This is a genomic window from Sorangium sp. So ce394, assembly GCF_051474665.1.
Classification (GTDB): Bacteria; Myxococcota_A; Polyangia; order Polyangiales; family Polyangiaceae; genus Sorangium; species Sorangium cellulosum_D.
In genome coordinates, this window is sequence record NZ_CP150339.1 from 13,394,910 (window position 1) to 13,414,985 (window position 20,076).

Genomic DNA, 20,076 nt, shown 5'->3' on the forward strand with positions numbered 1-20,076 from the left:
TTCCCGGAGGGGTGTCCTATTCGATGCGATAGTAGATGATCGTCCCGGCGGGGTTCGACCGTACCTGTTGTTCGTACGATTCCGGCGTCGGGGGGGCGCCGGTCGAGCCGCCGTTCCGCGGGTTGGGGTTGCCCCCACCGCCAGCGGGATCCTTGTTCGGATCGGTATCGGTGATCTTCGTCGCCCCGGTGAGATCGATCACCGCGTGGATGCGCACGCGCGTCTCACGCTTGTTCCCCGGGACGACGCCGTCGGCATAGATGCTCAGGAAGTTGCTCCTGTTGCCGAGGGCCTTCGTGGCGTTCGGCTTGAACTTCACCGCCTCGACGCCCATCGCCTTGAGCTGCTGGCCGAGCATCGCCCCGAGCGTATTGCCGGCCTTCTGGGTCATGGCGTCGACGAAATCCTTGGGGGTGGGGAAGAGGATGCCCCCGGTCATGCTCTGCACGAGCGACGCCACGGTCAGGAACGCCGTCTGCTGGTTCACGTCGGTGCAGAGCGGCGTCGCCGCGACGTCCACGAAGTCGGCGCTGCAGGTGAGCGTGAGGAGCATCTGCGCGTTCGCCGACGTCACGTTCACCTTCTGCTTCCGGTTGCCCCAGACGGTCAGCACCCGCTTGTCCGGGTTGTTCGGGTCCGGATCGACGAACGTCGCCCAGAAGTCGTCGCCCATGCCCCGGATCAGCCGCAGCTCCTCGAACGAGTCGAAGGGGGCGTTCTTGCGCACGTAGGGGAGGCCGACCGTCTGGTAGAAGCTGTCCTCGGCGCCGGTGGAGCTCGGGGCGTTCGTCGACGTGTCGCAGACGAACGTCTGGTCGCCGGGGTCGGCCCAGTCGACGAGCGCGCTGCAGATGGTCGCGCGATCCGAGAACTGGCCGTCGCCGTCGCGCTCCTCGAAGAGCGCGTTGTACTGCGGGGGGCTCATCAGGCTGATGAGCTGCGCCCCCACGGCGATCTGATCCGCGATGCCGCCCACGTCGTCGGCGGCGCGGTTGATGTTGATCTTCGAGTCCTCGTCGACGATCTTGAGCTCGAAGCGGCCGCCGCCGGTGAGCCCGAGGTTCTTGCCCGCCGCCGCGCTGGCCGCGGCCTCGTCGGGCGGCGCCGCGCCCGGCTCGGTGAGCTGCGCGTTGAACGGGCCGAGGAACATGTCGGTGAACTTCCAGACCGGCACCTGGAAATTCCCCTTGAGGCCGATGATCGCGAGCATCGGCCCGATCGTCTGGCTGACGCTGGGCTCGGAGGCGATGAGCATCCGCGACAGGTTCACGGCGCTCCGCGCGTAGTACTCGGCCCGGAGCGCGTCGCGATCGGCGAGCGCCGCCGAGAGCTCGGTGGAGGTCTCCTCCTGGAGCTCGGTCAGGAACACGGTGAGCACCGTGATCGCGCCGAGCACCATGACCAGCGCCACGCCCCGCCGGTCGCGCCGCCTCCGGAGGCGGCGGCGCGCGCGCCCGCCCGGCGGGGTGGGGGCGGCGCGCTCCTCGGCGTGGGGGCTCTCCGGGTGGCTCATGGCTCAGTTGGCCCCGAAGGCGATGGGGACCTGCATGGCGATGGGCACCTTCGTCTCGAACTTGATGGGCTCCCCGCCCGGCCCGCCGTTCAGGACCAGCGTCACCCACACCTGCGACGGGAGCCGCTCGAACTGCGCCGCCGGTTGCGTCGAGTCCCACGAGTCGACCCACTCCCCGGTGACGGGGTCGAGGTACCGGACATTGAAGCTCTCGATGTCCTCGGCGAGCACGTTGACGACGCCGCCCCTCGTCGGCTCGAGATCGATGAACTTCGCCTCTCGGCGCACGAGATCGAGCTTGTCGCGCTCCGGGTCGCGCGAGCCGAAATAGCCGATCTCGCACTGGTCCGACTCGTGCGCGTTCCTGAGCAGCCTCCGGTGCGCGAACGCGGTGAAGTCGACGCGATCCGCGGGCGACGAGTCCTCTCCGGTGAAGGCCGTGAGCCGCACCGCGATGTTCTTGTCGGCCGGCTGGTGCCGGGACAGAAAGGCCGCCTGGAGCTCGCGCGAGATGCGGGCGATCGCCCCGCGGCCCTGGTGGTAGCGGTCGCTGATGCGCGAGATGCCCGCGCGCGACCGGCTCATGCCGTCGAACGCGCCGTAGATGAGCGTCCCGATGATCGCCAGGATGGCGACCGAGACGAGGACCTCGAGCAGGGTCACCCCGCCCGCGCGCCGGCGGCGCCTGCGGAGCGAGCTCGCCGTCCGCGCCGTCGCGGTCATTGCCCGCCTCCCTGGCCCGTGCCGCCGCCCGCGCCGGTGTCCTCGGGCTGGCCCATCTGCGGCACCGTGACCCACTGCACGAGCTCGAGCGCGTGCTCCTGCGACCCTTGCTGCCACGTCAGCCGGACCGTCACCCGCCGCGCGCTCGCCTCGAAGATCGGCTGGAGCGTCGGCGCGAGCATGTCGATGAACGGCTGCAGGAGCCCCGCGATCCCGCCGGCGGGCTCGCCGCCCCCCGCGCCGCCGGGCGCGCCGACCAGCGACTGCGCGAGGTCGTCGAGGCTGCCGCTCGGGGCGGCGGAGCCGCTCGACTCGGCCGGCTTGGTGAGCTGGCCGAGCCCCTCGAGGTTCGTGTCGAGATCGAGATCGCCGTACTTGGGCTCGGGCATCTCCGGCTTCTCGATGCGCCAGGAGCACTTGATGGAGGTCGACTCGTCGCCCTCGCAGCACGGCCCGTTGTCGGCCTCGTCGAGCATCGGCAGGCCGTCCCGGGCGAGCCGCTCCTCGATCTCGGTCATCTTGCAGCGCGCGAGCCCGTTCGCGAGGCTGATGTTCCGCGCGTGCGCCGCCGCCGAGAAGGCGCCGGCCTGGGCGGAGAGGATCGCGGTGAGCCCGAGGCCGAGGATGGCCACCGCCACCATGATCTCGAGCAGGGTGAAGCCGCGGGCGCGCATCAGAACCCCGTGTCCTCGCGCTCCGACTCCTCGGCGTCGTCGCGCGGCCGCGGCATGCTCACCTTGCCCCGCCGGATCTCGGTCTTGCCGGTGAGCGGCGAGACGAGCACCGTCATCACGGAGTCCTCGGTCTCCTCGCCGCCGAGCGAGAGCTGGATGGCCGCCCGCTCGGTCTGGCCGCCGGGCCAGAAGTAGAGGTAGGCGCGCCCCTCGGTCGCGGCCTCGTCCTGGTGCCCGGTCTCCACCTGGAGGAAGCGGACGCCGCTCGAGAGCTCCTTGCCGGGCTTCTCGCTCGACGGGTCGAAGCCGAACGCCTTCGCCGGCTGGAACGACGGGCGCGGCGCGCGCGGCCCCTTCAGGATCGCCTCGGCCTCCGCCACCGCCGCCTTCTCGGCCTCGGTCGCCGCGGCGGCGCCGCCGGTCCGGTCGTTCCTCTCGACGACGAGCTCGCCCGTGGACTCCTCGAGCACGATCATCCGCTCCTCGAAGTCGAAGACGAGCCGCATCGGCTTGGACTTCGCGTTGGCGTGGGCGTAGGCGACCCGCACGGCGCCCGCGAGCAGCGCCGCGCTCCGCTTCAGCCGGGCGCTCGTGACCGCGCCCATGCCGAGGACCACCGAGCCGCTGATGAGCGCGATCACCGTGACGGCGATCAGCACCTCGACCAGCGTGACTCCCCTCGTGCGCAGGCGGCGTGTCATGGGCGCTCCCTCCGCGTCGGCGTCACATCTCCGCGATCTTGTTGATCTCGGACTGCCTCATGTTGTCCCGGATGTCGTCCGGGGAGCCTTCTTTCTTGTCCTTGCCGAGCGAGTAGACGCGGATCTCGCTCTCCTCGCACTTGATCCGGTACGGCTGGCCCCAGGGGTCGTCCGTCTTGTTGGCGTCGATCTGCTTCGCGCTCACCAGCGCTTGCAGGGTCGGGCAGCCCTCGCCGCCCCCGCCGAGGTTCTGGTACTGATCCGCCGCGGTCTTGATGACCGACGCGCCGGTGTAGGCGCTCCTGACCTTCGCGGCCTCGAGCTTCGGCCACAGCACGAGCGTGGCGCCGCCGGCGATGATCGCCATGATCGTCACCACGATCAGGACCTCGACCAGGGTCACGCCCCGCGAGAGTCCCCGGCCCAACCTTCGAATCGTCTTCGCCCTGTTCGCCCTGTTCGTCTCCATGTCCCTCACTCCACCCTGTCAAGCCCGCCGATTTCGCCGTCCGGACCGTCGCTCATCAGATCGTATCCCTCCGGGTCCCTCCTGCCAGGGCAGGTGAGCCGGAGCGGCCTCCCCCAGGCGTCGACCGGATCGATCGCGAGGTATCCCTCGCGCTTCAGCTCTTCCAGCGAAGCCGGGCACCGCCGCTCGTGGTCGGCGCGGTACAGCGTGATGGCCCCGTGGACGACGGACAACGTGGCGCGCGTCGATCGAATTCCCACGAGCCGCCGCTCGCGCGCGCCGAGCAGCAGGAGCAGGACCGCCATCCCGAGGCCGGCCGCAAACGGCCGCACGCGCGCCATGCCGCTCCTGCGGAAGAGCCCGCCGCCGCGCTCCCACGGGAAGAAGATCGTGCTCTCTCGCTGCCTCCTGCGCCCCATGGAGCCCCCTACCCGACGAAGTTCGACATCTGCATGAGCGGCATGAGGATGGATATCGCGATGAACGCGACCGTGCCGCCCATGATGACGATCATGAGCGGCTCGAGCAGGCTCGTGAGCACCTGGACGCGGGTCTCGACCTCGGAGTCGTACGCGTTGGCGACGTTCTCGAGCATCGCCTCGAGCTGCCCGCTCCGCTCGCCGATGGCGATCATGTGGATGACGATGGGCGGGAACCGGCCGCTGCGCTTCAGCGGATCGGCGATGCTCTGGCCCTCGCGGATCGACCCGATCGCGTCGGCGATGACCTTCTCCAGGGCGGCGTTGCCGAGCACGCTGCGCACGATGTCCATGGCGCTGAGGAGCGCGACGCCCGACGAGAGCAGGGTCGCGAGGGTCCGCGCGAAGCGCGCGATGGAGAGCATCTGGATGAGCTTGCCGAAGATCGGCGCGCCCAGCACGAACGTGTCCCAGCGGAGGCGCCCCTTCGGCGTGCGCAGCCAGCGGCGGAACCCGTACACCGCGCCGACCAGCAGGACGATCACGAGCCACCAGTAGCTCGCGGCGAACTCCGAGGTGCCGATGAGCGCCGAGGTGTACCAGGGCAGCGTCTGGTCCATCGACGAGAAGATGTCCTTCACGTTCGGCACGACCGCGATCATGAGGACCGAGATGAGCCCGATGCCGATGATCGCCATGAGCGCCGGGTAGGCGAGGGCCGCGGTCACCTTGCCCACGAGCTTCGCCTGGTTTTCCATGAAGACGGTCAGGCGGAGCAGCACGCCCTCGAGCGTGCCGGACGCCTCGCCGGCGCGCACCATGCTGACGTAGAGCGGCGGGAAGACCGTGGGGTGCCCCTCCAGCGCCTTCGCGAAGCTCGTGCCCTCGCGCACCTGCTCGCGCACCTGCGTGAGGGTCCGCTTCAGCGACTCCTTCTCGACCTGCTCGATGAGCGCGTTGAGCGACTCGAACAGCGGGATGCCGGCGCCGATGAGCGTCGCGAGCTGGCGGGTCATCATGGCGACCTCGGACGTCGAGGGGCGGCCCGCGAACGCGAAGAGCTTGAGATCGCGCTTCGCCTTCGCCTTCGCGGCCTGCTCCTCGGTCGCGCCGGTGAGCATGATGCCGTCCTTGCGCAGGGCGGCCCGCAGGGCCTTCGCGTTCTCCGCGTCGCGGACCCCTTTGACCGGCTTGCCGGTGCCGACGAGGATGCCTTTGTATTCGAATACCGCCACGGCCTTCCCTACTCGTCGACGATGACGTCTTCCTGCGTCGCCGCGAGGACCTCCTCGACGGTGGTGATGCCCAGGAGCACCTTTCGTGCCCCGTCGTCGCGGAGCGTATCCATCCCCTGCGAGATGGCGACCCGCTTGATGGTCTGCGCGTCCGCGCTCTTCAGGATGAGCGGGCCCACCGCGTCGTCGATGACCATCAGCTCGTAGATGCCCCGCCGGCCGACGAAGCCCTTCTGGTTGCAGGCGTCGCAGCCGCCCGGTTTGTAGAACACGGCCCGGTCGATGTCCTGCCCGATGTAGTCGTATTTCTGCCCGTGCACGCTGTAGCGGTTCGACAGCTTCCGGCGCGCCTTCCAGGCGAGCCGGTCCTGGTCGAGGCCGAGCTGCTGGAGCTCGTAGTCCGACGGGCGGTAGGGGATCTTGCACGCCGAGCAGAGCAGGCGCACGAGGCGCTGGGCGAGGATGCCGATCACGCTGCTCCGCACGAGGAACGGCTCGATCTCCATCTCGACGAGGCGCGTCACGGCGCCGGCCGCGTCGTTCGTGTGGATGGTCGAGAGCACGAGGTGGCCGGTCAGCGACGCGTGGATGGCGATCTCGGCCGTCTCCTTGTCGCGGATCTCGCCGACCATGATGACGTCCGGATCCTGGCGGAGGAAGGCGCGGAGCGCCGAGGCGAAGGTGAGCCCGATCCCGGGGTGGACGTGGATCTGATGGATGCCGCCGATCTCGTACTCGACCGGGTCCTCGGCGGTGAGGATGTTCCGGCTCGGCTCGTTGATCCGGTTGAGGCAGGCGTAGAGCGTCGTCGTCTTGCCGCTGCCGGTCGGGCCGGTGACGAGGATGATGCCGTCCGGCCGCTGGATGAGCCCGTCCATGAGGGCGTACTCGCGCGGGGCGAAGCCGAGGTCGTCGAGCCCGAGCAGGACCGACGCCTTGTGCAGGATGCGCATCACGATCCGCTCGAAGCCGCGGCTCGTCGGCACCGTCGAGACGCGGATGTCGACGCTCTTGCCCGCGATCTTCAGGGTGATGCGGCCGTCCTGGGGGAGCCGCTTCTCGGCGATGTTGAGCGACGCCATGATCTTCACGCGGGCGATGATCGGCGCCATGAACTGCTTCGAGGCGCGCTTCGCGACGTAGAGCTCGCCGTCGATCCGGTAGCGGACGACGACGTCGCGCTCCTCGGGCTCGATGTGGATGTCGCTCGCCCGCTCGCGGACCGCCTGCGCGAAGAGGCCGTTCACCCAGGCGATGATCGGGGCGTCGTCGTCCGAGTCGATGATGTCGACGAGGTTGTCCTCCTCGAGCGCCTGGTCGCCCTCGAGCTTCGTGCCGCCGTCCTCCTTGCGCTCCCAGATGCGGTTGATCGCGTTCAGCACCGCGTCGCTCGTGGCGACCGCGATCTCGACCGGCTTGCCGAACAGCGCCCGCACGTCGTCGATCGCGGTCGTGTCGAGGGGGTCGGCGACCGCGCAGTAGACGACCCCGTCGTGCTCGGAGAGCGGCAGGATCTTGTGCTGCTTGGCGTACGTGATCGGCACCCGGCTCGCGAGCTCGAGCGGCACCGCGTCGATGTCGATGCGCGGGAGGAGGCCGACCTCGCACTCCTCCGCGAGCGCCCTCGCGATGCTCGCCTCGTCGGCGATGTTGGACGAGACGAGCAGGTCCGCGAGCGGCTGACCGCGCTCGCGGACCGTGTCGAAGAGCGGCACGAGCCGCTCCGCGGAGACGACGCCCCGCCGCACCAGGATCTCGCCGAGGTACTGCTGCTGCTGCATGCTCATTCGACGCGCTCCATCTGCCGTCCGCCGGGCGGGCGTCGCACGGGGCGCGGCGGCGGCGGCGCTCCGTTCGGCGGCGGGGGCATGTCGCCGTCCATCTCGACCATACCAGGGGCCATCGGCCCTGCGGCCGCGCCGGCCTTGCCGCCGAACGTCGGCAGCCCGACCGGCTCGACCGGCGTGTGATCCTGCGGCCTCCTCGGCCGCGCCTCCTCCTCGAGGCGCGCCCGCTCCTCCTCGGTCAGGATCGACTGCCGGATGTCCTCGACGAGCCCGTTCGCCCGGCTGAAGTCGCGCGGCGGCTCCCAGGCGGCGCTGTCGCTGAAGACGAAGTAGCGGTCGATGAACTCCTGCCGCTCCTGCATCTTGCGCTCGAAGATCGCCCGGAGGTCCTCCTGGTCGCGGATGACGTACGGCGTCAGGACGAGCAGGAGGTTCGTCTTCGCCACCTCCTTGACCCGCTGCCGGAACAGGAACCCGAGCACCGGGATGTCGCCGAGCACCGGGATCTTGGTCTCCCGGGTCTGCATCGAGTCGCGCACGAGGCCGCCGATCACCACGGTCTGCTGATCCCGGACCACGAGGGTCGTGCTCGCGGTGCGCTTGTTGATGGGGATCGCGCCGAGCGCCCCGAGCGGCGCGCCGGCGTCCGAGATCTCCTCCGTGAGCTCCAGCCGCACCTGGTCCGAGTCGTTGACGTGGGGGATGACCTTGATCTTCGTGCCGACGTCCTGGCGCGCGGCCTGGCCGCCGAGGCCGCCGAGCAGGCCGCCGAGGCCCCCGAGGCCGCCGAGCGCGCCCGCGGCCCCCGCCGCGCCGCCCGCCAGGCTCGCGAGCTGGTTGAGCCCGCCGCCGCCCACGTTGGTCTGGAGCGGGATGTTCTGGCCGATCGAGATCTCGGCCGCCACGTTGTCGGTCGCGAGGATGTGCGGCGTCGCGAGGATGTTGGAGTCGCCGTCCTGCGCCAGCGCGTGGAGGACGATGCCGAACGCGGGGATCGACAGGCCCGTCCCGAAGATGTTGCTCGAGCCCGGGATCTCGGCGCCGCGGACGCCCAGCGCGAGCGCGCCGAGCTCGGTCGGCAGTCCGCCGACCGAGGGCACGACGTTGTTCCCGCCGTAGATGATGCCCTGGCCGTTGGCGGCGTCGAACGGCGCGCCGGCGTGGTAGCCGATGCCGAAATTGAGCGAGCGCTTGACGTCCACGTCCATGATCACGGCCTCGATGAACACCTGCCGCCGGGGCTCGTCGAGCTGGTCGATCACGGTGCGCAGCTGGGCGTAATCGTGGGGCGACGAGGTGATGAGGAGCTTGTTGCTCGCCTCGTCGCAGGTGACCTTGACCTGCCCCTCGAAGATGTCGTCGGTCGAGCCGGGCACCGGGGGGGCGTTGCGCGCCGCGCCCCTGCCGCCCACGGCCGCGCCGCCGCCGCCGCCGGCGCTCCCGCCGAGGACCTGGTTCAGCGTCGCGGACAGCTCCTTGCAGCCGGCGTGCTGGAGCGAGAGCACGTGGACCTGCCCCTCGCCCGTCTGCGGCACGTCGAGGCGCTTCAGGATGCCGAGGACGCGCAGGTAGTCCGGCTCGCTGGCGGTGATGATGAGCGAGTTGGTCCTGTCGTCCGCGATGATGCGCGCGCCGGTGCCGCCGGCGCCGGGGGCGCCGCCCCTGCCGGGCCTGCCCCCGCCGCCGCCCGCCCTGGGGTCGACGATCTCGTTCAGCTTCGTCGCGACCTCCGCGGCGGAGCCGTAGTGAACCGGCTGCACCCACAGCTGATCGCCGGCGCCGCCGACGTCGATCTCCTCGACGATCCGGAGCATGCGCTGGATGTTCGTGCCCGTGTCCGTGATGATGAGCAGGTTGCCGGGCGGGTAGACGGTGACGTCGCCGTCCTTCGACTTGAACTTGGTCAGGACGCCGCCCGCCTCGTTGGCGTCGATATGGGACAGCCGGTACATGCGGGTGACGAACCGGTCCTCCGCGGGCACGGGCGCGGCCGTCCCGAACACGGGGGTCGTCTCCGACACCGCGCCGGGCGTCTCCACGATCTTGAGGAAGCGGCCGTGGGGGATGACGGTGAGGTCGTTCGACGCGAGGATCGACAGGAACGCGCTGTACGCCTCGGCGACCGTCACCTTCTCCGGCGCGTACACCGTGGCCTTGATCTGCCGGAGCTTGCCGCCGTAGATGAACCGCCGCCCGGTGATGTTGCTGATCGCCTTCACCAGCTCGGGCAGGTCGGCCTCGTCGAGGTTGAAGCTGACCTTGTAGCCGCCGGGCTTCGGCTTGAACTCGATCTCCTGGACCCCCTGCTTGACCGCGGCGAGCGGGTCGTCGCCGGTGTCGCCCGGCGCTGCGCCCGGCGCCCCCGGCGCGCCTGCCCCGGGCGCGCCCGGCGCGCCTGCCCCGGGCGCGCCCGCGCCCGGCGCGGCTGCGCCCCCGGCGGCCGGCGTCCCGAGGGGACCCCGGGGCGACCGGGCGCCGGCGCGCCCTGGCCCGGGGTGCGCAGCACGGGGGCGTTGCGGTTCGCGGGCTGCGCTGCGGCCGGCGGGGCCGCCGCGGCGAACACGAGCGCCGCCACCGGCGCGGCGAGGAGCCTCCTCCGGAGGCAGCAGGATCGCTCGAGGGTCGTCATCACCATCAGTCGACTCGATATTCTCTGCGTTGGTTTTGGGGTGGGGGAGGCGGCGCCGCTCAGTCGGCGCTCGGCGCGCTCTCGCGCTCGGCCGGCGAGGGGGGCCGCGGCCGCTTCGAGCGGGATGTCCTGCCCAGGGCGGTCTTGCTCGCCCCGGTGGCGGCCTCGCCTTCGGCCTCGTCCGCCGCGTCCGCGGCGCCTTCGGCGCCGTGGGGCGGCAGGACGGTCTTGGCGACCGACACGAGGAGCAGGCTCATGACCCCGACGAACGTGAGTGAGCCGAGGACGAACGTGCCGACGTACATCAGCGTTCGCCGCAGCAGGCTCCCCTCGTCCAGTCTACCTATCCATCGCGCCATGCCACTACCCTGCTTTCATCCCTTGAATTCAGTCCGCAGCGCTCACTTGATGTTGTAGTCGAGGTTCATCGGCTTGCCCTTGCGGTTGACGCTCACCGTGAGCCGGTCCGCCGTCCGGAGCCGCGCATAGGCCTCGAGGGCCTTCTGCGGATCGCTCATCTCAAACCCGTTGATGCTGGACAGCCGGTCTCCGTTCTCCAGGCCGAGCGTCCCGAGCAGCGAGTCCGGTCGAATCCCGAAGAGACGGATGCCGACCACCTTGTCGCCTTCCTTTTCCGGGACGATGCGCGCGGAGCGCATCAGCTCGCCCTGGTTCTCGAGGATCTGGTCGACGGCGCTGCGCTCCACGTTGAACTCCGTCTCGCTCACCCGCTGGATCTTCGAGGCGATCTCGGGCGGGACCTTCTTGCCGCCGCGGGCGGTCGACTTCGACGTGCTCGTCGGCGCGGGCGTCACGGGCGTCGGCGCCGCGGAGGCGCGCGCGACGGCCTTGCTGCCGCCCACGATGGCCTGGCACCGCGAGCTGCCGGACGTCAGCCAGACCCGGTCCCACCCCACGTAGTAAACGGTCTGCCCGCTGATCTCATCCCCCTGCCGCCGCAAGATCGCCTTGCCGTCCGAGCCGGCCATCGCCGCGAACGACCACGCGGGATCGTCGGCCTGCGTGATGAGCAGCACGCGGGCGCCGTCGCACGACGGATCCTCGTACGGATCCTTGTTGCTCATCTCCTGCTGCACGCTCGGGATCTCGACCGGCTTGCCGTCGAGCGGCCCCGTCACCGAGTCGAACGGGTTGCGCGAGAGGATCGGCCCGGCGTGCGTCGCGTGGTCCGTGCTCGCGGTCGACCCGAACGACCCGGGGCGCGGCGGCGCGGCCACCGGCGCCGGCGGCGCGTCGATCGCGACGCTCGAGGCCACGAGCTGACCCATGCCCGACGCCTGGAAATAGGCGGCGAGCGCGATCAGCGCGCCCAGCACCCAGGGGAAATACCGCTTCAGGATCGCGTCGATGCCCATGCGCCCGTGCTCCTCTAAGCGAGTTTCGTGCCAGGGGTCAATCGCTGGCCGTTCCCCCGCCTTTTCTCGGAAATACGGAAGCTGCCCCGCCAAGGTGACGCACCCGAGGCGCGCGGGGCGGCCTCCTTTGCCAAAGTGACAAATGGATTTTCGCCGGGGGTGCCGGCGCGCCGGGGCGCGCCTCGTCCGCCGGACGGCGCGCGCGCGATCACTCCAGCTCGCCGAGCTTTCGGTAGATCGTGCGGGTCGAGATGCCGAGCAGCTGCGCGGCCACGGATTTGTCCCCGCGCGCGTGGCGGAGCGTCTCGCGGATGAGCCTGCGCTCGACCTCGTCGAGGGGGGTGCCGACCGAGAAGGTGAGCGAGCTCGGCTCGGCGGGGGCGGCCTCGCGGATGAAGTCGGGCAGGTCGTCGACCGAGAGCTGGTCGCCGCGGCAGAGCACCACGGCCCGCTCGATCACGTTCTCGAGCTCGCGGACGTTGCCCGGCCAGGTGTAGTCGGTCAGGCGCGCCAGCACGTCGCGCGGCGCCTCCAGGCGGGGGCGGTTGTTCTTCGTGCAGTAGACGCCGAGGAAGTGGTCGACGAGGAGCGGGATGTCCTCGCGCCGGGTCCGGAGCGGCGGCGCGGTGATCGCGATCACGTTGAGCCGGTAGAACAGGTCCTCGCGGAAGCGCCCCGCGGCGACCTCGGCGCGGAGGTCCTTGTTGGTGGCCGCGACGAGGCGCACGTCGGCGCGGACCGTGTCGCCGCCGACGGGCTCGTACTCGCCCTCCTGCAGCACGCGGAGGAGCTTCACCTGCACGGCCGGCGAGAGCTCGCCGATCTCGTCGAGGAACAGCGTGCCGCCGGCCGCCTTGGCGAAGCGGCCGTCGCGCTTCGCGAGGGCGCCGGTGAACGCCCCGCGCTCGTGGCCGAACAGCTCGGCCTCGAGGATGGTCTCCGGGATGGCCGCGCAGTTGACCGCGACGAACGGCCCGCGCGAGCGCGCGCTGCGCTCGTGGATGAAGCGCGCGAGCAGCTCCTTGCCGGTGCCGCTCTCGCCGAGCACGAGCACCGTGGCGCTCGAGGGCGCCGCCTGGGTCGCGATGTCGAGCACGCGGCGGAGCGTCGGGCTCGAGCCGACGATCTCGCGCTTCGTGAGCAGCTTGATCTCCTGCCGCAGCGACCGGTTCTCGGCGACGAGCGACTGGCGCTCGGCGGCCTTGCGGACGCTCTTGATGATCGTCATCCGCTTGAGCGGCTTCTCCACGAAGTCGTAGGCGCCCTCGCGCATGGCCTGGACCGCGGTCTCGACGGTCCCGTACGCGGTCATCATCACGACCTCGGTGTCGGGCGCGAGCTGCTTGAGCGCGCGGAGCAGCTCGAGCCCGCTGACCCCCGGCATCATCAGGTCGGTGAGCACCACCTCGACGCGGCGGCTGCGCACGATCTCGAGCGCCGCCTTCGCGCTGTCCGCCGTGATGACGCGCATGCCGTCGCGCTGGAAGATCTTCTCGATCGAGGCGACGTTCGACGGCTCGTCGTCGACCACGAGGACCGTCGGCGCGCCGGGCGGCGGCGCGGCGCCGGCGGGCGGCGGCGCGCTCGGGGGGGCTCCGACTTGTGCCAGATCGTCAGCCATGCGTCACTGTGTCACGAACGTCAGCGGCATGTCCAGAAGAGCACGGGTCTGACGAAGTCCGAGCCGGCGGCTGACAAACTGACACGGCGACCGGGGCGCCGCGCGGCCCGCGGAGATCGCGGCGATCTCAGCGGATGAGCTTCGACAGGTGCTTGAAGTCGTCCGTCCCGGCGACCTTGAGCCAGTCGAAGACGACGGTCTCGGCGGTGGTGATGGTGGCGCCTGCGGCGCGGCAGAGGTCGAGGCCGGCGAGCCGGTGGTCGTCGCGGCGCGAGGCGACGCCGTCGAGCGGCACGTGGACCGCGACGCCGCGCGCGGCGAGCTCGCGGACGGTCTGGAAGACGCAGACGTGCGCCTCCATGCCGACGACGATGGCGGTGCGGGGCGCGCGCTCGCCGAAGGCGCGCTCGAACTCGAGCGCGTCGCAGGCGGAGAACTCCATCTTGGGGATGACCGGCGCGCCCGCCTGGGCGAGCTTCTCGGCGAGGGGCGCGACGGTGCGCCCGAGCCCCGCGGGGTACTGCTCGGTCGCGAGGACGTGCGCGCCGAGCCGCCGCGCCGCCTCGATCAGCAGGGTGGCCGCGCGGGTCAGCGCGGCCATCTGGGGCGCCGGCATCGCGGCCGCGAGCTTCTCCTGGACGTCGACGACGATGACCGCGCTCGCGCTGGGCTCGAGCCTTCGCATGGCTACCTCGTGGTCCGGAAGCTCTTGAGGAACCGGAGCAGGTCGCTCCGCAGGTCGAAGCGGAGGAGCGCCTCGCCGATCACGGCGCCGCCCTCGCCGACGAGCACGCCGGGCAGGACGGTCATCGACGCCAGCAGATCGCTCGGGCGCACGGTCTTGCGGCCGGCGAACGCGCAGCGGCGGCCGTCGTTCGCGGTGAACTCGAAGGAGTAGGGGAGGGTGCCGGTGCGCGCGAGGTCGAGGCCGAGGCGCCCGGAGAGGTAGCGGTGGTCGGCGAACCCCTCGGCGTCGATCTCGCCCTCGATCTCGACCTCGGGCTTGCGCAGGAAGGCGAGGAGGCCGCGCGAGCGCGCGCGGATGGTGAACGACATGGGCCGCTCGTCGGCGGGGGACTCGACCAGGTGGAAGCTCCCGGCCATGGTCTCGCAGAACTCGAAGCCGCGCATCACGCCTCCGGCGGGCGGCGGGGCGGCGCCGGCAGCGGCGGGCCGGCCGTGGCCTCGGTGAAGTCCTCGGGCGGGAGCACGAGCCGCTCGACGCGGCGGCCCTCGGCGAGGGCGTCGACGATCTCGGGGATGTCCGCGGGGGTCACGCGCCCGTAGAAGTAGCCGTCCGGCTCCACGGCGATGACGGGGCCGGCCCAGCAGACGTCGATGCAGCTCGCGGTGCAGGCGCGCGCCTCGGTCTTGGCGAGGCCGCGCTCGGCGAGGGCCGCCTTGAGCTGCGCGTGGATCCCCTCGGCGCCGCGCTGGGCGCAGGAGCCCTTGGGGACCCCGTCCGGGCGGCGGTTGACGCAGACGAAGAGGTAGCGCTTTCGCTGGGGCACGGGGCGGATCCTCGTGCGTGGCGGGCGCCAGGTCAAGCTGGGGGCGGAGGGGCGCGGGGGGCGGGCGGGGGAGGGGCGTTCGCGAGCTCGGCCGCGAGCCCGTTGCACGAGGTGACCTCGCCGGGGTGTAGGATGGCGAACGCCGCCATGGATGTCGTCTCCAGCTGCCCGCTGCCGGTCGCTTCGGTCGTCTGGCAGCCACGCCCCGCGACCTGGATGCTGACCGTCGTCTGCAAAGCGACGTTCGTGCTGCGACCAGGCGAGGCGGCGCTCGCGAGAGAGCAGGAGCCGCCGCACGAGGACGACCAGCACTGGCACAACGACGCCCGCCGGAGCCTCCGCGCCGCCTGCGATCTCGTCCCCGTGAAGCCCTGGGCAGACGTCGCGCTGGTCGGGCACGCGTTCGCGCCGAGGGGGGAGCCCGTGCGCTCGCTGATCGCCCGGCTCAGCGTGGGCGAGGTGGACAAGTCGATCGCGGTGTTCTGCGATCGGGCCTTTGGCCACGACGGCACGCTCCAAGAAGGACAACGATTCTCTCGGATGCCGTTGGTGTACGAGCGCGCGGCGGGCGGGCCGGACACGTTCAACCCTGTCGGGTTGCGCCCTGGGACGCACGACGCGCAAGGGCGGCTCATGCTCCCGAACCTCCAGCCGCCCGGGGTGAACGTCACATCCCGGTCTGATTTCATTGCGCCGATCGGCTTCGGACCGCTTTCGCCGGCGTGGCCGTCGAGGCGCGAGAAGATGGGCCGCAAGGGGGCGCCGGGGCTGCTGAGGGACTGGTACAAGCAGCCGCTCCCGGAAGACATCGACTTCTCGTGCTTCAATCACGCGCCGCAAGATCAGCAGATCAAGGAGCTGCGCGACGACGCGCAGATCGCGCTCGAGAACCTCCACCCGGAGCACCCGCGCCTCGTCGCGAGCCTGCCCGGCGTCCGGCCGCGCGCGGTGCTCGAGCGCGCGAGCGGCGCGGCGCAGCCGCTCACCTTGCGCTGCGATACGCTGTGGATCGACGCGGATCGATCGGTGTGCGCGCTGACGTGGCGCGCGCAGGTCCCGATCGAGCACCCGCAGGAGCGGGGGAGGGTGCTTGTCGAGCTCGCGCAGGCCGGGGCCGGTTGGCCCGGTGGCGCGGTGGGGCGCGCGTCGATGGCGTCGCAGCCGCGGGGGCTCGACGTCGCGGAGACGGCGGTCCCGCCGGCGCCGTCGGCCGAGGACGAGGCCGAGGCCGAGGCCTTCGCGGGGACGATGGCTCCGGGGGTGGTCCCGCCGGCGGAGATGGCGCTCCCGTTCGCGCCGTCGGGTCAGGCGTCCGGCTTCGCGGGCGGCCCTCCAGCGCAGAGCGCGCCGCGGCCGCTGGCGCAGTCCTCGTCCGGGTGGGGCGGCGCGGCGCCGCCTGCCGTGCCCGCGCCGCCGGGCTCCGCGCCGTCGCTCGGCCAGTCGTCGCCGTCCTGGGGGGCGGGGGCTCAGCCCGCGCCGCCGCCTCCCTCCCTCCGGACGCGCACGGGCAGCGACGATCCGGACGCCTTCTTCGCTCCGTCGCCGCCGCCTCCGCCGCCGAGGGTCGTGGCGCCAGCGCCGATGGAGGCGATCCCTCCGGCTCGCGAGAGCAACCCGTGGTCGGTCGAGCCGCGCGCGGGTCAGCCGCCGCCCATGACGGTGGGGCAGCTCGCCGCCCACGTGGCGACCCCCGAGGTCGTCCGGGCCGAGCCAGCGCCGGCCGCGCGCCCGGCGCCTGCGGCGACGCCGCGCCTCGAGGGCGCCCCGGCGCTGCAGTTCATCTGGTACGACCCCGACGAGGTGCCGCGGATACGGCGAAAGCCCGCGTTTCAGCGGGTCCTCCGCGAGCTCGAGGCGCGGCCGCTCGACGCGGAGGCCGACGATCCGGCGATCGTCAGGGATCCGATGGCGGTCGAGGATCGGCGCGAGGTCTTCGAGGTGCTCGCGCGCGGGGAGGCGGCGGACGAGGCGGAGCTGAGCAGGGCGCTCGAGCGGGCGGTCCGCGAGGACGGGAAGTTCGTGCCGCCGCTGGCCTTGCTCGCCGGCGAGCTGCACTTCCCGCTCGACGAGCTCGAGCGGCTGAAGGCGACGATGACGACGGCGGCCGCGTTCGCGGCCGGGGACGAGGCGCTGAGCGCCGCGGTCGAGGAGGCGAAGGGCTTCCTGAGCATGCCGCACCTGCTCTGCCCGCCGGCGGTGGCCGAGGGGCTCACCCAGCGGATCGAGGACGCCTTCGCGCGGGTGAAGCGCTCGGTGCCGCAGGGGTACCTCGGGGAGCAGGCGGAGCGGGTGCTCCTCGAGCGGCGATGCTACCAGCGGCGCGCGGTGTTCGGGGCGGTGCACCTGCGCGCGCTGCTGCAGGTGGGCGGCTCGTCGAAGCACGTGCCGGCGTACCTGCCCGAGGATCTGGCGAAGCGGCTGCCGATGCAGGCGCGGTTCAGGGCGAGGCTGATCGCGACGCTCGAGCTGCAGGAGGATCAGTACGAGACGCACCCGGCGGCCCTGAAGGTGACGGCGCTCGGGAGGTTGATGGCGGCGCCGCGCGCGTGACGGGCGGGCGCGCGGCCGCAGCGATGGGGAGGCCGGCATGTCGAAGGGGGATCACGTCTTCAACAACATCGTCGCCAAGATGAACGGCGCGTTCGAGGCCGGGTTCACCGCCTATGCGCGCGAGAAGCTCGCCAGCGGCTCGGCTGGCTCGGCTCCGCTCGTCACCCTCATCCACAGCAGAGCGGCGCGGGACGACTGGATGCGCAAACGCATGCCGCTGACATCGAGCCTCCTGACGGCGTTCCTCGAGGATGCGGCCCTGAGGGATCTGCGAGAATCGCTCCAGACGGCGACCTATCTCGGCGGAGACGCCAACAACGACGCCTACTCGATGTACGCGCAGGAGTTCCAGGGCGCCGTGGTCCGCCTGTTCACGAAGATCGCGCGCACGCGATCCTATCTCAACGAGGGTGACCTCACGCCCGACATCACGCGCGTCCGGAGGGCGTTCTTCCATATGACACGCGCGGCGGAGGACCCTGGCGCGCTCCAGAGGTTGCTCGAGCAGGTCCAGGGAAACGCGCGCGAGCGGACGAGGGTGGAGGCGGCTGTCCAGGCTGTCCGCGCGAGGCTGGAGCTCGCGTGGGGGGCCTGCGAACGCATCTTCAGGACGGCGGCCGCGGAGCTCTTGCGGCTGCCCAGGAGCTGAGCGCGCTGCCGTCGAGCACGCCCGTTTTCTTGTTCCGATGGCGGCGGCGGATCGCATACCCTTCGACCCCGACCGGTGAGCCTGGCACAGGGTGAGGGAGGTCCTCGCCGGCTGAACGAAGGAGAGCCCGTCGATGCGTCTCGAGGTGACCTTTGCGTGTGGCGAGGGCCCGCTTTCCGTGCGCCGGTTCTCGGTGCAGGAGGCGGTATCGAGCCTGTTCACCGTCTCGGTCCTCGCAGGATCCGAGAGCCCCGCCATCGACCTGGAGGCGATCATCGGCAGGCCGGCGCGCTTTCGCGTCATCGGCGGCATGTCTCATGCTGGCGCAGGTACCCGCCTCTGGACGGGCATCTGCAGCTATGTCGAGCAGGTCCACGCGGTACAGCCGACCAACGGTCAGGCGGCCATCTCGAGCTACCACGTGCGCATCGTCCCGGATCTCTGGCTGCTCACCCAGCGCCGCAACTATCGTATCTACCAGCACCTCACGATCCCGGACATCTCCGACCGGCTGCTCGCGGAGTGGAACCTGCAGCCCGTCTGGCAGATCGATCGGGGGCGCTATCCCAAGCTCGAGTACAGGGTCCAGTACGGCGAGAGCGACTACGCCTTCCTGTGCCGCCTCTGGGAGGAGGCCGGGATAGCGTTCACCTTCCCCGACGACGAGGGCGCGGGCTCTCGGCTGACGCTGAGCGATCGCCTGCACCAGAACCCGCAGCGCGCGGGGGCGCCGCTGACCTACGCGGACAACCCGAGCCAACCCCTCGACCAGCAGTTCGTCGCCAACGTCCAGCTCTCGCACGAGGTCCGCCCGGGGGCTTACACGATCCGCGACCATGATCTCCGCCGCCCGGCGTTTCCCCTCCTCGGCGAGGCGCAGAAGGCGCCCGCGCCCGAGGACAAGTACGAGCAATACCATTACCAGCCGGGCGCCTTCTTGATCCACGCGGACAGGGGCGGCGGCACGCCGGCCGCGGACGACAAGGGGGCCACGCGTCACGAGCAGGCCTTCGGCGCGCGGCTGGCCGAGCGGGCGCTCGGCGCCGAGCGCGTCGACCGCCGCGCGATCTCCTTCGAGACGAACACGATCGACCTCTGGCCCGGCGTCGTCTTCAGCGTCGATGGCCATCCGCACCCCGAGATCGCCGACGGCACGCGGCTGCTCGTCACCGAGCTCTCGATCGACGGCACCCCTGGCGAGGAGTGGTCGATGTCGGGCCGCGCCCTCTTCACGGACGCCCCCTACCTGCCTCCGCTCCGCACCCCCAAGCCTCGCGTCGAAGGCGCGCAGTGCGCCACGGTCGTGGGCCGCGCGGGGCAGGAGATACACACCGACGAGTTCGGCCGGGTCCGCGTCCAGTTCCCCTGGGACCGCGAGGGGCAGCACGACGACGCGAGCTCGTGCTGGATCCGCGTGAGCCAGGGCTGGGCCGGCACGGGCTACGGGATGATCGTCATCCCCCGCGTCGGCCAGGAGGTCCTCGTCGGCTTCCTCGAGGGGGATCCCGATCAGCCGATCGTCGTCGGGCGCGTCTTCAACGCCACCCAGCAGGTCCCTTACAAGCTCCCGGATCACAAGACGAGGAGCACCTGGAAGAGCGACTCGTCGCAGGGCGGCGGCGGCTTCAACGAGATCATGTTCGAGGACCAGAAGGGGCAGGAGCTCGTCTGGGAGCAGGCCGAGAAGAACCGCCGCCGGCTCGTCAAGAACGACGAGACGATCACCATCGGCCACGATCGCCAGCTGCTCGTGAAGAACGACGAGCACGCGCGCACGCTCGGCAACCTGAAGGTCTATGTCGGCAAGGATCAAGATATCGTCATCAAGCAGGAGAAGCGCGAGCGCGTGGAGGGCAACAGCCACCTTCGCGTCTGGGGGAAGCGCAACCAGAAGATCGACGGGTCGCACTCGCTGATCGTGGGCGGAGATCGCCATGAGGTCGTGGGCAAGAGCCACGCCCTCGCGGCGGCCGAGGAGATCCACGTCGCGGCCGGTACGGCGCTGGTCATCGAGGCGGCGAAGGACCTGACGCTCAAGGGCCCGGGCGGGTTCATTCGCATCGACGCGAGCGGCATCACCATCCGGGGCAACGTCGTGCGCATCAACAGCGGCGGCTCGCCCGGCAGCGGCAAGGGCGCGAGCCCCGAGGCGCCGGCCGAGGCGACGGAGGCGGTCACGGACGACGTGAGCCGGACGCTGATAGGGCAGTGATCGGCGC

The 20,076-nt window shown here is 71.2% G+C and carries 18 protein-coding genes; 3 read left to right on the plus strand and 15 right to left on the minus strand.

All coding sequences use genetic code 11. The features are described from left to right. Window positions 1-16: 16 nt before the first annotated feature. The 15 genes from WMF33_RS49485 to WMF33_RS49555 all read right to left on the minus strand — a co-directional run bounded on the left by WMF33_RS49485 (window position 17) and on the right by WMF33_RS49555 (window position 14,658). Complete coding sequence (locus WMF33_RS49485; RefSeq protein ID WP_437335096.1) at window positions 17-1,513, minus strand: general secretion pathway protein GspK; 1,497 nt, start codon at window positions 1,511-1,513, stop codon at window positions 17-19. A 3-nt stretch (window positions 1,514-1,516) separates the two neighbouring features. Then, window positions 1,517-2,236, minus strand: a complete 720-nt coding sequence (locus WMF33_RS49490) for a type II secretion system protein GspJ (RefSeq protein WP_437335097.1) — start codon at window positions 2,234-2,236, stop codon at window positions 1,517-1,519. Then, complete coding sequence (locus WMF33_RS49495; protein WP_437335098.1) at window positions 2,233-2,910, minus strand: type IV pilus modification PilV family protein; 678 nt, start codon at window positions 2,908-2,910, stop codon at window positions 2,233-2,235. Before WMF33_RS49495 ends, WMF33_RS49490 begins: the two co-directional genes overlap by 4 nt. After that, window positions 2,910-3,611: a pilus assembly FimT family protein gene (locus tag WMF33_RS49500; RefSeq protein WP_437335099.1), complete on the minus strand. Its 702-nt coding sequence runs from the start codon at window positions 3,609-3,611 to the stop codon at window positions 2,910-2,912. Before WMF33_RS49500 ends, WMF33_RS49495 begins: the two co-directional genes overlap by 1 nt. Before the next feature lie 22 nt (window positions 3,612-3,633). Then, window positions 3,634-4,080 (minus strand): prepilin-type N-terminal cleavage/methylation domain-containing protein, encoded by a 447-nt coding sequence (locus tag WMF33_RS49505; protein ID WP_437335100.1) that lies wholly within the window; start codon window positions 4,078-4,080, stop codon window positions 3,634-3,636. A 5-nt stretch (window positions 4,081-4,085) separates the two neighbouring features. Further along, window positions 4,086-4,499, minus strand: coding sequence for a type II secretion system protein GspG (locus WMF33_RS49510; RefSeq protein ID WP_061622493.1), 414 nt, complete (start codon window positions 4,497-4,499; stop codon window positions 4,086-4,088). Window positions 4,500-4,507: 8 nt separating this feature from the next. Then, a complete protein-coding gene (gspF, locus tag WMF33_RS49515; protein WP_020742220.1) occupies window positions 4,508-5,734 on the minus strand; it encodes a type II secretion system inner membrane protein GspF in 1,227 nt (408 codons plus the stop codon). Between the two features lie 8 nt (window positions 5,735-5,742). Beyond that, window positions 5,743-7,521 carry a type II secretion system ATPase GspE gene (gene gspE, locus WMF33_RS49520; RefSeq protein WP_437335101.1) on the minus strand — a complete coding sequence of 593 codons (1,779 nt, stop codon included), beginning with the start codon at window positions 7,519-7,521 and terminating at the stop codon, window positions 5,743-5,745. Continuing rightward, a complete protein-coding gene (gene gspD / locus WMF33_RS49525) occupies window positions 7,518-9,740 on the minus strand; it encodes a type II secretion system secretin GspD (protein WP_437335102.1) in 2,223 nt (740 codons plus the stop codon). The genes gspE and gspD overlap by 4 nt, the downstream gene beginning before the upstream one ends. 469 nt (window positions 9,741-10,209) lie before the next feature. Next, window positions 10,210-10,455 (minus strand): hypothetical protein, encoded by a 246-nt coding sequence (locus WMF33_RS49530; RefSeq protein WP_061625808.1) that lies wholly within the window; start codon window positions 10,453-10,455, stop codon window positions 10,210-10,212. A 96-nt stretch (window positions 10,456-10,551) separates the two neighbouring features. Beyond that, window positions 10,552-11,526, minus strand: a complete 975-nt coding sequence (gene gspC / locus WMF33_RS49535) for a type II secretion system protein GspC (protein WP_437335103.1) — start codon at window positions 11,524-11,526, stop codon at window positions 10,552-10,554. Between the two features lie 208 nt (window positions 11,527-11,734). After that, a complete protein-coding gene (locus WMF33_RS49540) occupies window positions 11,735-13,147 on the minus strand; it encodes a sigma-54-dependent transcriptional regulator (protein ID WP_129580924.1) in 1,413 nt (470 codons plus the stop codon). 127 nt (window positions 13,148-13,274) lie between these two features. After that, a complete protein-coding gene (locus tag WMF33_RS49545; RefSeq protein ID WP_437335104.1) occupies window positions 13,275-13,832 on the minus strand; it encodes an isochorismatase family protein in 558 nt (185 codons plus the stop codon). 2 nt (window positions 13,833-13,834) lie between these two features. After that, on the minus strand, window positions 13,835-14,278 hold the full coding sequence (locus tag WMF33_RS49550) for a hypothetical protein (RefSeq protein ID WP_020742227.1): 444 nt from the start codon (window positions 14,276-14,278) through the stop codon (window positions 13,835-13,837). Then, complete coding sequence (locus tag WMF33_RS49555; RefSeq protein WP_437317088.1) at window positions 14,278-14,658, minus strand: (2Fe-2S) ferredoxin domain-containing protein; 381 nt, start codon at window positions 14,656-14,658, stop codon at window positions 14,278-14,280. The genes WMF33_RS49550 and WMF33_RS49555 overlap by 1 nt, the downstream gene beginning before the upstream one ends. Window positions 14,659-14,805: 147 nt before the next feature. Here WMF33_RS49555 and WMF33_RS49560 point away from each other — a divergent pair, with 147 nt between their 5' ends. The 3 genes from WMF33_RS49560 (at window position 14,806) to WMF33_RS49570 (ending at window position 20,069) form a co-directional block, all read left to right on the plus strand. Continuing rightward, window positions 14,806-17,208 carry a DUF2169 family type VI secretion system accessory protein gene (locus WMF33_RS49560; RefSeq protein ID WP_437335105.1) on the plus strand — a complete coding sequence of 801 codons (2,403 nt, stop codon included), beginning with the start codon at window positions 14,806-14,808 and terminating at the stop codon, window positions 17,206-17,208. 37 nt (window positions 17,209-17,245) lie between these two features. After that, window positions 17,246-17,857, plus strand: coding sequence for a hypothetical protein (locus WMF33_RS49565; protein WP_437335106.1), 612 nt, complete (start codon window positions 17,246-17,248; stop codon window positions 17,855-17,857). 133 nt (window positions 17,858-17,990) lie between these two features. Further along, on the plus strand, window positions 17,991-20,069 hold the full coding sequence (locus WMF33_RS49570; protein ID WP_437335107.1) for a type VI secretion system Vgr family protein: 2,079 nt from the start codon (window positions 17,991-17,993) through the stop codon (window positions 20,067-20,069). Window positions 20,070-20,076 lie beyond the last annotated feature (7 nt).

Excerpts from the sequence above, each read along its gene's own strand:
- WMF33_RS49485 (WP_437335096.1), bottom strand. The coding sequence starts at position 1,513 with ATGAGCCACCCGGAGAGCCCCCACGCCGAGGAGCGCGCCGCCCCCACC.
- WMF33_RS49490 (WP_437335097.1), bottom strand. The coding sequence starts at position 2,236 with ATGACCGCGACGGCGCGGACGGCGAGCTCGCTCCGCAGGCGCCGCCGG.
- WMF33_RS49495 (WP_437335098.1), bottom strand. The coding sequence starts at position 2,910 with ATGCGCGCCCGCGGCTTCACCCTGCTCGAGATCATGGTGGCGGTGGCC.
- WMF33_RS49500 (WP_437335099.1), bottom strand. The coding sequence starts at position 3,611 with ATGACACGCCGCCTGCGCACGAGGGGAGTCACGCTGGTCGAGGTGCTG.
- WMF33_RS49505 (WP_437335100.1), bottom strand. The coding sequence starts at position 4,080 with ATGGAGACGAACAGGGCGAACAGGGCGAAGACGATTCGAAGGTTGGGC.
- WMF33_RS49510 (WP_061622493.1), bottom strand. The coding sequence starts at position 4,499 with ATGGGGCGCAGGAGGCAGCGAGAGAGCACGATCTTCTTCCCGTGGGAG.
- gspE (WP_437335101.1), bottom strand. The coding sequence starts at position 7,521 with ATGAGCATGCAGCAGCAGCAGTACCTCGGCGAGATCCTGGTGCGGCGG.
- WMF33_RS49530 (WP_061625808.1), bottom strand. The coding sequence starts at position 10,455 with ATGTACGTCGGCACGTTCGTCCTCGGCTCACTCACGTTCGTCGGGGTC.
- gspC (WP_437335103.1), bottom strand. The coding sequence starts at position 11,526 with ATGGGCATCGACGCGATCCTGAAGCGGTATTTCCCCTGGGTGCTGGGC.
- WMF33_RS49540 (WP_129580924.1), bottom strand. The coding sequence starts at position 13,147 with ATGGCTGACGATCTGGCACAAGTCGGAGCCCCCCCGAGCGCGCCGCCG.
- WMF33_RS49545 (WP_437335104.1), bottom strand. The coding sequence starts at position 13,832 with ATGCGAAGGCTCGAGCCCAGCGCGAGCGCGGTCATCGTCGTCGACGTC.
- WMF33_RS49550 (WP_020742227.1), bottom strand. The coding sequence starts at position 14,278 with ATGCGCGGCTTCGAGTTCTGCGAGACCATGGCCGGGAGCTTCCACCTG.
- WMF33_RS49560 (WP_437335105.1), top strand. The coding sequence starts at position 14,806 with ATGGATGTCGTCTCCAGCTGCCCGCTGCCGGTCGCTTCGGTCGTCTGG.
- WMF33_RS49565 (WP_437335106.1), top strand. The coding sequence starts at position 17,246 with ATGTCGAAGGGGGATCACGTCTTCAACAACATCGTCGCCAAGATGAAC.
- WMF33_RS49570 (WP_437335107.1), top strand. The coding sequence starts at position 17,991 with ATGCGTCTCGAGGTGACCTTTGCGTGTGGCGAGGGCCCGCTTTCCGTG.